Genomic DNA, 10,782 nt, shown 5'->3' with positions numbered 1-10,782 from the left:
ATATTGGTATAATATTCCTTTTACCAGTAATTTGTCAGGTAGCACAATAGATTAACTTAGTATTTGCTGTACGCAATCATAGCATATTTTTGTTTTTAAGTTTGTCTGGGGGCACGAACATGAAACACTTTCAACACCATACACTGTTTAAGAGTAAGATGAGCAATATATCATTGAGAAGCAGGATTATGATGATCTATTTTGGAATGGTCTTAATACTCATACCCCTTTTGGGTTTTATGGCAAATATGGTGATATTTAAATCATTGAGATCAGACTATAGCATATCAGTTCTGGAATCTGCAAAACAGGTTGCAAAAGATGTTGAGTTCAGGAAACAGATGTATGAAAATGCATTGCTGCAAATATCATTTGATGAAGAACTAAGTGATAGATTAGTCCAGCATAATGATTCATATCAGCAATGCTGGGAAACAGTCAATTACATATACAAATCTTTTGGTTTCATAAAGGATTACCTGCCTGGTGTGGAAGATTTCAGGATATACCATACAAATGAAAGTTTCACAGAAGATGATGTTATTATATGGAGGCCAGATAGTCGCCTTGTATCAGGTATCGAATCAGAAAAATGGTTTGAAACCGTACTAAACAATCCCAATACGACACTATGGCATTTATTCTATGATACAAATAAGGGGCAATACATGATGTCTCTATCATGCCGTCTTAATTCACTGCGATCGCCTGTAAAAGGATGCTTATATCTTGCTGTCAGAGATAATGAGACTTTTAACAGCCTTGTAGAAAATTCATTCAGTGAACAGGGGGAATATTTTTTAGCAGCAAATGATGGGACAATATTTGGCGCAACTAACATGAATACAGTAGGCAAAAACATACGAAATACAGATTACAGCAATTTAAAACTTGATAAAAATTATGTAGAAATAGTCCGCATTGATGGTGCTGAAAGATTTGTTGCTGTACAGCAAATATCAAATAACTGGTACGTTATTGTATCCTTTTCAGCATTAAAATTTGAAAACAAGCTTGCTAATGCGAGAATGTGGCTATTTTGCATTATGGCATTTATAGTTATTCTTTCAGGAGGAATGCTGCTTATTATTTTAAATAACATGTTCGGAAGGTTGGACCAGATCAGCGAGCATATGTCTTCAATAATGAAGGGAGAATTCGATGTAGCTGTTAAAAAAGGAGGCCCTGACGAAATAAGTATTATAGAGGAACGCTTCAACCATATGGCGGCACGCCTTAATACATTAATGCATGAGGTAGTAACTGCAAAGATAAAGGAAAGGGAGCAAGCGCTTAAGGTGCTTGAATCAGAGATAAATCCTCATTTTCTATACAACACCCTTGGCTTAATCAGATGGGAAGCATTGGATACGGATAATAAAAAGTTATGCAATATAGTAGACTCTATGACTACTTTTTACCGTCTCGCTTTAAACAAAGGCAATAGTATATTAAAGGTAAGGGATGAGCTTGAACATGTTAAGTCATATATCTCGATACAACAACTGCGCTATCAGGATATAGTTGATGTATACTGGGATATTGATGAAAGTGCATTGGATTTTTATACAATAAAGCTATTATTACAGCCGATTGTTGAGAATTGTTATAAGCACGGTATGATAATTAACCCAGGCAACAGAAAAATCTGGATTAGCATAAAATATACCGATGAAAAAATAGTGTTTCAGGTTAAAGATAATGGAGCAGGTATGACACACGAAAGGCTTAATACCATACTTGAAGATAATGGTGCCAATGGAGTTGGCCTTAGATATATTCATGAAATGCTCAATGTATATTTCAAAGATAAAGCAACGCTTAAGGTTGAAAGTGTGCAAGGAAAGGGTACCTGTGTAACTGTTGTAATTCCAGCATGCAGTCAGGAACCAAAAATAAAGGAGTGATATATATGTCACGCGCCATAATTGTGGATGATGAACCTGCCCAGAGAATGGGCATAGCACGCCATGTGCATTGGAAGGAACTTGGCTTTGAGCCTCCGATACAGGCACAAAGTGCTGATGAGGCAATCCGTCTGATTAGAGAGAATGGTATAAAAACAGTAATAACAGATGTATGTATGCCCGGTATGGATGGTATTGAAATGCTGCATCTTATTAACGGAATTTACAACGATATTAATATCATCATAATAAGCGGATATGATGAATTTGAGTTTGCCCGTGCCGCTATTGAAGAAGGTGCGCGCGCATATCTCCTCAAGCCTATCCGGGTTGAAGAGATAGAAAAGTGGCTTGCAAAATTCCATGAAGAAACATTACTCCGACAGAAAATAGAAGAAAAGGACTCACATTTTAAACAGGCTGTAAAGGTTGGTATGGATTTGGCAAGAGGCAAGTTTTTGGAGTCCCTGCTTATGTCATATAATACGGAAGAAAATTATATTACAAGTATGTCGAAATCCTTGGGGCTGCCCTGTGGCAGATTTAACTGTATTATTATGACTATAATAATATGCAATTTTTACGATGTTATGCGGAAAAGTCCTGAAGATGGTTCTACATTGACTGAAAGGATAAAGAGTGCAATAGATGCTACTTTTGAAGATGAAGAATTCGTTTTATTTACCCCATTGAAACTAAACAGAATGGTTTCTGTTATATGTAATAGCAAGGAACAAAATATGGATATATTCGTGCAGAGGTTGGAGATAATGTGCAGTACTGCTCACGATAATCTGGGGGTAAATCTTGCCATAGTATTGGATAGTGCAAACATTGCCTGGAATGAAGTCCATAAATTATATAAGAAGTCTGTTACATATTTAAGCTATCTGGGAACCCAAATTGGCGGGCAGGTCCTTTACGTTGAGAAAGATGAGCAGCATGAAAGAGATTTTCTGCCTTCATATTACAGCAATGAAATGTCAAAAGCTATTTCCGTAGAAGATGTGGAAGCTACAGTGAGCCTTTCTGAAGCAATGTTCTCGAATGCACAGGATGTATCTTTTGGTAATTTACAGGCTCTTGTATTTAGCATAACAGGTGAGCTAATGCAGGCCCTGATAAAGATGAATGCAGTAAATGATCAGGTACGGTTTGAAATGTGGCAGGACTTAATGGCGTCAGATAATTTCTCAAAACTTCATGAGACATTTTCAAATATACTTAATGCTTTTGTAGCTTGCATCAGTGAAAAACAAAAGGGTACCAAACATTTTATAATTGATAGGGCCGTCAAATATATAGACGCAAATTACCAAAAGGCTATTACAGTACAGAATCTTGCATCATATCTTCATATTAATTCAAGTTACTTAAGTGTACTTTTCAAGAAAGAAATGGAGCAAACCATATCTGATTATATAAGTGATAAACGCATTAAGAAAGCGGAGGAATGTCTGCACAACACTGATATGAAGATATATGATATTGCAACATATGTTGGCTACCAGACGCCATCGTATTTTTCATACCGGTTCAAAAAAAATGTAGGATGCACACCGGCAGAATTTCGTGAAAGAAAACTTTAGAATATAAACTAAAATAATAAAGGTACAGTAAACTGCCTATAGTATTACATCAAATTAGTCAGTACTTTTTGACAATGGAAAAATATAAGTAATGCAAGCAAAAGCCCCCTTTGGTTAGAATTCTCAAATTCTAACCGAAGGGGACTTTAACATTTCATAACGAATGAATTAGTATTTGGTTACGAAGTTATTCTTGACATAGAATACAACAGCAATAAGACCCAAAATACTTATATGGTAAACAGCAGTGGCATTAATGTAACACAAAAAGCAAATTGCTGCTTTTTATTATTGATGAATTCTAATAAAATCGATAGTAATCAAACAGCTGTTATATTGTAAATATTCAGTTAACATTATATACTTGGAATATTAAAAATACAGGTGCTCAGAGGTGTCAAACATAAAATGTTAACTATCAATACTAATTTTAATGAAGTTGCATATCGCAAAACCGCAAAATCAGAAAATATATTTTTACGTTTTATCCATAATATCATTAAGTACCGCTGGCAATATATGATGATGCTTCCTGGACTTATTTTGCTTTTCCTGTTTAACTATATCCCGATGGTAGGATTGCAGATAGCATTTAAATCTTTTTCTGTCGGTGATACTATTTGGAATGCAAAATGGATTGGGTTTGAAAATTTCTCATTTCTCTCTGATAAGGAATTCTGGCGTATTGTGGGCAATACATTGATAATTACAACCCTTAGATTGGTTACAGGCTTTCCGGCTCCGATAATACTGGCTTTACTGATAAATGAAGTGAGGTCATTATGGTTTAAACGCATGGTCCAGACAGTCAGCTACCTTCCACATTTTATATCATGGGTAGTAGTTGCTTATATGCTTGATGCTTTCCTGTCACCAAATGGAGGTGTTGTAAACCAGGTGATACAAGCTCTTGGAGGAAAGCCTGTGTTTTTCATGGGTGAGGCTTCATGGTTCAGGCCGATAGTTGTACTAAGCAGTATATGGAAAGATATTGGGTGGGGAACAATAATATATCTTGCTGCTATAACTTCAATAAACCCCCAGCTTTATGAGGCTGCCTCTATCGAAGGTGCAAGTAAATGGAAGCAGGTTTGGTATATAACTATTCCATGCTTGATACCCACAATCTTGATTTTGTTGATTCTTGCAATACCTAATATACTGTCTGCTGGAGTCGATCAGATTTATCCTCTTATGAATAATGCAAATCTTAGTGTTTCTACGGTACTTGATACCTATGTTTTAATGAATGGATTACAACAAGGATATTATGGAATGGCTTCGGCAGTTGGCTTATTATCATCTTTAATTGGATTGAGTCTTGTAGTTTTAACAAACCGTATTTCCCATTGGATAAGCGGAGATGGCTTGTGGTAATAGGGGAGGATGAATGACTATGGCAAAATATATAAATGGGATCAGAATGAGTATCGGTGAGAGAATCTTTCAGATAGTAAACAATATTTTTCTTGTACTTTTAAGTATTACTACATTATACCCATTTCTTAATATATTGGTTTATTCTTTGAATGAAGGCAAGGATGCCATGAAAGGCGGGCTGTTCCTATGGCCGAGGAAATTTACCTTGTTTAATTATGAATTTGTATTCAGCAATGGTCTCATGCAAAACGCATACTTAATAACCATAAGCCGTACCATATTAGGTACAATATTTGGTATAGCAATTACGGCTGCAGTTGCATATGGCCTTTCCATCCGTACCCTTCCATATAAAAAGTTTATTATGTTTTATATACTTGTCCCAATGCTATTTAATGCCGGGCTTATACCATATTACCTGCAACTCGTTAATCTGCATCTTGTCAATACATTCTGGGTATATGTTATACCTAACCTTTTCAGCATCTGGAACATGTTCGTAATGAAAACCTTCTTTGAAGGAATTCCGGAAAGTCTGAGGGAATCGGCAATCATTGATGGAGCTAATGAAGTAGTCGTACTCTTTAAAATTACTCTTCCATTATCCCTTCCAATGCTTGCAGCATTAAGCTTGTTTACAGCAGTATGGCATTGGAATGATTGGTTCTCGGGTGCATTTTATGTTAACAGCAATAAACTGATGCCCGTTCAGACTTATCTTGAAAAGTTGTTATCTGCAAGCAGTATGAATATGCTTTATGGAGGTAATGGCAATGAAGCCGCTTTTAGGTCTTCCCAGACAAACAAAATGACAATCACCTCTGTCAAGATGGCTGCTGTAATGATTGGTACAGTGCCTATATTGTGCGTATATCCATTCCTGCAAAAGTACTTTGTAAAGGGTGTACTTATAGGTTCCGTAAAGGAATAAAAAAAGGTTCAGTTCTGCTTTATAATAACTGAGCAGGTAAATATAAAAAAATCATTGAGGAGGAGATAAAATGAAAAATGCTAAAAAGCGTGTTATTAGTGTATGCCTTTCTATTATGCTGATTATTGGTCTTGTTTCAGTATCTATGACCGGCTGCAAAAAGTCCAGCACAACTGCCGACAGTTCAGCAAGCCAGCAAATACCGGAGGGAGGCATTGTACCTGAAAACCAAGGGGGTAAGACTACAGATACATTTACCATTTTGGTAGGATGGAAAAAGAATTGCCCAGAACAAACCACATGGCAGCAGGTTATGAGTAAATCACTCAATATGAATATAAAGTGTGAATATATTCAGAGTGATGATCCTGTTACCGCAGCAAACCTTAAACTGGCCAGCGGCGGCTTTGCCGATATGGCAGTATTTGCAAGTAATGAGACTGTAAAAAAGGCAATGATAAACTCCAATTTAATTCAGCCTGTTGAAAAGTATTTTAAAATGTCGCAGCTCCCGAATATAAGCAGCATATCGCAGAAAATTGTAAAGTATATCACCACTTCCGACAATCATGTTTGGTATATACCTGGCTGGTATGCTCAGGAACCGGATAATCCATGGCCAGGCTGGACAGCAACTGCATGGTGGCCAAACACTGATATACTTAAGAAAGTCGGAATGACAAAAGATGATCTTTCAACGATAGAAGGTGTTGAAAAATACCTGCAAGCTGCTTCAAACCTTAAGGATTCAAATGGCAATGCTATTCTGCCTTTAGGTTATGCAACGAATGATGATGGCACAATTGATAATGGTATAATACTTACTACATTCGGCCTTGATACGCAGAATGGGGTCAGCGGTATGCCTGGAATCAGAAAATCCGGCAATGATTTTGTATTCATGTATGACGATCCCCAGTATAAAGCAGCATATCAATGGATAAATAAAATGTATCGTCAAAAGCTTATTGATGCAGAAGTTACAACTGATAAAAAGGAAAGATATCAGGAAAAAGTCGTCAGCGGGTCCTATGCTATGATTGCAGGCAGCATATGGAATGCAAATCTTAACAATGTTTGGAGTTCTCTTGACGGACCAACTGCGCCTGGCTGGTATTATGAACCTGTAAAAGATCCGAAAGTTGATGGAGTAGCTCAAAGCGGCGCTGTACAGTATGTAAATCCATACCCTGGATTTACTACATTCATCAGTAAGAATACAAAGCATATAAATGCTATAATGCATTTTCTTGACTGGTGTAATGAAGCTAAACCTGAAAGACAGCAGGAAGTAAATGAAGGGCCTCTTGGAACCACATGGAATTGGACAGATGCCAGCAAGCCATTATCTACATGGGATTTCAATGCTGATTATAAGGCAGACCGTGACTCAGGAGACCAGGCAAAGGTCGATAAATGTACACCGCAGCTTTATGGCCTTGCTAGCTACAGCAGCAAATGGTATCCATGGTTTACTGAAGCACAGGAAAATAACAAGAAAGGTGCAACATTAATATATCAATATTGCCAAGAAATAGGGAATGGTTTTGGAATTTCACGTGTAATGCATGTATACGATGCAGTTCAGAGCAAATCAGGCGGCGCTATTGAGAAAAACCTGGCTCTTCTAAATAATGTCGTTAAGGAATATTCAGCCAAGATGACAATGGCTAAGAGTGATGCTGATTTTGAAGCGGCTTATAATGAATTCAAGACTCAGCTTGAAACAAGAGCTCATTGGTCAGACATGAAGAAAGAGTGGCAGTCGAGTTACAATGAATTAGTTAAAGAGGACGGCGAATGGTAGAAGACAGTAATTAAGTTTGTAAATGACGCAGTAGCATTTGATGTACTGCGTCATTTCTATAAAATGATTCATAAGTGAGGTTAATATTATGAATGGTAGAAAAGTTATAAGTCTAAACTGTGGCTGGAAATTTTGTGATAAGGATATTCAGGATGCCTATAAAGTAGAGTTTGATGACAGTTCATGGCAAAATATTGATGTGCCGCATGACTGGGCAATAAGCCGTCCATTTAACAGGGAAACTCCGTGCGGCCAGTCTCAGGGTTATTTTGACAGATGGGGAGTAGGCTGGTACAGGCGATCTTTTCAAACAGATATGAAAGATGGAGCATACATTTTACTATTTGACGGTATATATGAAAATAGTACTGTATGGGTCAATGGCATAAAAGCCGGAGGAAGGCCATATGGATATGCAGGTTTTTATATTGATATTACCAAACTTGTACACAAAGGTGTCAACAAAATTACTGTCTGTGTAGATAACACGCAACAGCCTGCTGATAGATGGTATTCAGGAGCAGGAATATACAGAAATGTGAAACTTATAATGACAGGCAGTACTCATATAGCACCATGGGGAGTTTATATAACCACACCGTCAGTCAATGCTGATAATGCAAATGTACACATTGAGACGGAAGTTGATGGCTGTATAAATGGAACCTGCATTGAGGCATCAATCAAAACAAAAGGCAAAGTCATTTCATACGGTAATTCATGCATAAATGATGGAACAGCAGTAATTGATATGGAAATAAGTTCTCCAATGCTATGGAAAGTTGATAATCCTGTGCTATATACAGCTGTCATTGATGTTTACAATAATGGAATTTTGGAGGATTCTGAAGAAGTTAAATTCGGTATAAGGAAAGTTACAATAGACAGTAAAAATGGGCTTGTTGTTAATGGAAAATCAATAAAACTTAAGGGGGTAAATCTACATCATGATGGAGGATGCATAGGAGCTGCTGTATCTGCATGGACATGGGAGAGAAGACTGAAGGCATTAAAATCAATGGGATGCAATGCTATACGCACAAGTCATAATATGCCTTCTCCGGAACTGCTTGATTTATGTGACAGACTGGGGTTCCTTGTTATAGATGAAGCATTTGATAAATGGCATAGTGGATATTATGGCCGCTATTTTAACGAATGGTGGAAGTATGACCTGGAGTTTATGCTCAAACGCGATCGTAACCATCCATGCGTTATAATATGGAGCGTCGGAAATGAAGTTGAAAATCAGGGAGAAGATTGCATGATAAAGGTTCTGTCAATGCTTGCGGATTTTGTACACAAACATGAAAACAGCAGGCCTGTTACTTTTGCAATGAATCCTCATTGTGCTGAAAACCAAATACCTCTGTCAGTAGAAGCAAAAACAGAATTGACCATGAAGATGGCAGAACATGTAGACCTCATAGGGTGCAACTATCATGAACAGTGGTATGAGGCATACCATAATGCAAACAGCAATCTTGTAATAGTTGGTACGGAAGCTTATCCATATTACAGCGGAAAAGGCAATGATTTTGCTGCTTTTGAGCCGATAAACCCCTGGTTTTATGTGGAGAAAAACAATTATGTAATCGGCCAATTCTTATGGAGCGGTATTGATTATCTTGGTGAGGCAAGACCATACCCAAGTAAAGGATGGTCATCTGCACCAATTGATACATGTGGTGTAAGAAAGACAAGGTCATGGCTGACAGAAAGCTTATGGTCGGATAAACCGATGGTGCATATAGCAATATTTGACGATACAATGAGAAGCGACATGGAACAGCCTCATTGGAGTGCTCCCAAGATGTGTTCTCATTGGAACTTTATGCACAGGATTGGTGAAGTACTGACAATTGCTACCTTTACCAATTGTGACTCAGTAGAGCTTATAGTAAATGGAAGGTTGTACAGTCAAAAAAGGCTTATGGATTTTGCTGATAGGATAATAAAATGGAATGTACCTTATGAACCAGGTACAATAGAGGCCATTGGCTATAAAAATGGTAAGAAGTTATGTAACCATATATTGCAGACTGCAGGCGAACCTATTAAAATAAATCTAAAGGCAGATAGGAGTCAAATATGTTCCGATGGTTGTGATGTGTTTTATGGTGATGTAGAGATAACAGATAAGGATGGAAATATATACCCCTATGCAGAAAATAATATAACCTTTGAGGTATATGGACCTGGAAGAATAATCGGCGTAGATAACGGCGACTTGTGCAGTGATGAGCCATATACTTCAAACCACAGGCATGCCTTCAGAGGCAGATGCTGTGCCGTTATACGTTCAGACGGCGAAGCAGGCATGATATGTGTACGTGCAAGTGCTGAAGGATTATTGCCGGCTCAAGTGACAGTTAGAACTATAAAATAATACACTGGATTTTTGTAATAGTTATATAAAATACAGATAATTCAAGGATTTTATTAAAGAGTGCTGATTGATTATGATATTAAAAACACCGCAAATGGGGTGACTTTCCACACCGGCCTTGTAATATGCATCATAGACTTGGTAGCGTTAGACACAATCGGCGCCATGTTTTCGGTTTCAAACCCACAGCCATATATTATCTGTATGACTGCATCAATAACAACATAGGCGTCGGCGATGTATCTCAGATGAACATAAAAGGCCTGTCCCTTGCAGATGCGGATAGTGCATTCACTACCGCTGTATATAGCCGGCAGGTTGCAATCGATAAAAAATAAAAGACCAAGGGATTGTTCTTTGGATCAAACCCAGAGAACATCCCCCTGATTTGCTATTCGGAAAAAGTATATTTCTTGGAATCGGTGCTCGTAAATGACTTTACAAGGCCATAAATCAAATTGTCTTGCTCAATTCCCTCCAGATGCAGTACATCCAGCACCTCAACAACCATACAATTGCTCGCACCATCTATTACTATTGCAGAATCGTTTATTGTATATTTGATATTCGTAAACTTATCGATTTCATCAGAATGGTTGGAGCCCAACGCATCCACCACATCCTAAGGAATATTAAGAACTTATGGAAAATATAAATATTATTCTACAATATTTGTCCATTTTTGGTATAATCATAAATGTAATTATGTAATTTACTTTTTAACTTAACTCGTTGTGCTAGCTTTTTTACTGGTAAAAATTGCGAATGAAAAACCCCAG

General features: G+C 37.4%; 8 protein-coding genes. 7 read left to right on the top strand and 1 reads right to left on the bottom strand.

Annotation, left to right across the window (positions count from 1 at the left end):
- The first annotated feature begins 119 nt into the window (after positions 1-119).
- The 7 genes from QME45_13675 to QME45_13645 all read left to right on the top strand — a co-directional run bounded on the left by QME45_13675 (position 120) and on the right by QME45_13645 (position 10,341).
- Positions 120-1,907 (top strand): histidine kinase, encoded by a 1,788-nt coding sequence (locus QME45_13675; GenBank protein MDI6619680.1) that lies wholly within the window; start codon positions 120-122, stop codon positions 1,905-1,907.
- A 5-nt stretch (positions 1,908-1,912) separates the two neighbouring features.
- Positions 1,913-3,496, top strand: coding sequence for a response regulator (locus QME45_13670; GenBank protein MDI6619679.1), 1,584 nt, complete (start codon positions 1,913-1,915; stop codon positions 3,494-3,496).
- A gap of 519 nt (positions 3,497-4,015) precedes the next feature.
- Positions 4,016-4,873: an ABC transporter permease subunit gene (locus QME45_13665; protein MDI6619678.1), complete on the top strand. Its 858-nt coding sequence runs from the start codon at positions 4,016-4,018 to the stop codon at positions 4,871-4,873.
- A 19-nt stretch (positions 4,874-4,892) separates the two neighbouring features.
- Complete coding sequence (locus QME45_13660; protein MDI6619677.1) at positions 4,893-5,807, top strand: carbohydrate ABC transporter permease; 915 nt, start codon at positions 4,893-4,895, stop codon at positions 5,805-5,807.
- Positions 5,808-5,877: 70 nt separating this feature from the next.
- A complete protein-coding gene (locus QME45_13655) occupies positions 5,878-7,614 on the top strand; it encodes an extracellular solute-binding protein (protein ID MDI6619676.1) in 1,737 nt (578 codons plus the stop codon).
- A gap of 88 nt (positions 7,615-7,702) precedes the next feature.
- Positions 7,703-10,003 (top strand): glycoside hydrolase family 2 TIM barrel-domain containing protein, encoded by a 2,301-nt coding sequence (locus tag QME45_13650; GenBank protein MDI6619675.1) that lies wholly within the window; start codon positions 7,703-7,705, stop codon positions 10,001-10,003.
- 125 nt (positions 10,004-10,128) lie between these two features.
- Positions 10,129-10,341, top strand: a complete 213-nt coding sequence (locus QME45_13645; GenBank protein MDI6619674.1) for a hypothetical protein — start codon at positions 10,129-10,131, stop codon at positions 10,339-10,341.
- Positions 10,342-10,394: 53 nt separating this feature from the next.
- Here the strand turns inward: QME45_13645 and QME45_13640 are convergent, their stop codons facing one another.
- Positions 10,395-10,610 carry a hypothetical protein gene (locus QME45_13640; protein MDI6619673.1) on the bottom strand — a complete coding sequence of 72 codons (216 nt, stop codon included), beginning with the start codon at positions 10,608-10,610 and terminating at the stop codon, positions 10,395-10,397.
- Between the last annotated feature and the right edge of the window lie 172 nt (positions 10,611-10,782).

It is taken from the genome of Clostridiales bacterium (assembly GCA_030016385.1).
Taxonomy (GTDB): Bacteria; Bacillota; Clostridia; order Clostridiales; family Oxobacteraceae; genus JASEJN01.
The sequence above is the reverse complement of the archived record's forward strand: the minus strand, read 5'-3'. Positions and strand labels throughout refer to the sequence as shown.

Bases quoted from the DNA above. Each gene is read 5' to 3' on its own strand.
- QME45_13645 (MDI6619674.1), top strand. From the start codon at position 10,129: ATGCATCATAGACTTGGTAGCGTTAGACACAATCGGCGCCATGTTTTC.
- QME45_13670 (MDI6619679.1), top strand. From the start codon at position 1,913: ATGTCACGCGCCATAATTGTGGATGATGAACCTGCCCAGAGAATGGGC.
- QME45_13660 (MDI6619677.1), top strand. From the start codon at position 4,893: ATGGCAAAATATATAAATGGGATCAGAATGAGTATCGGTGAGAGAATC.
- QME45_13655 (MDI6619676.1), top strand. From the start codon at position 5,878: ATGAAAAATGCTAAAAAGCGTGTTATTAGTGTATGCCTTTCTATTATG.
- QME45_13675 (MDI6619680.1), top strand. From the start codon at position 120: ATGAAACACTTTCAACACCATACACTGTTTAAGAGTAAGATGAGCAAT.
- QME45_13665 (MDI6619678.1), top strand. From the start codon at position 4,016: ATGATGATGCTTCCTGGACTTATTTTGCTTTTCCTGTTTAACTATATC.
- QME45_13650 (MDI6619675.1), top strand. From the start codon at position 7,703: ATGAATGGTAGAAAAGTTATAAGTCTAAACTGTGGCTGGAAATTTTGT.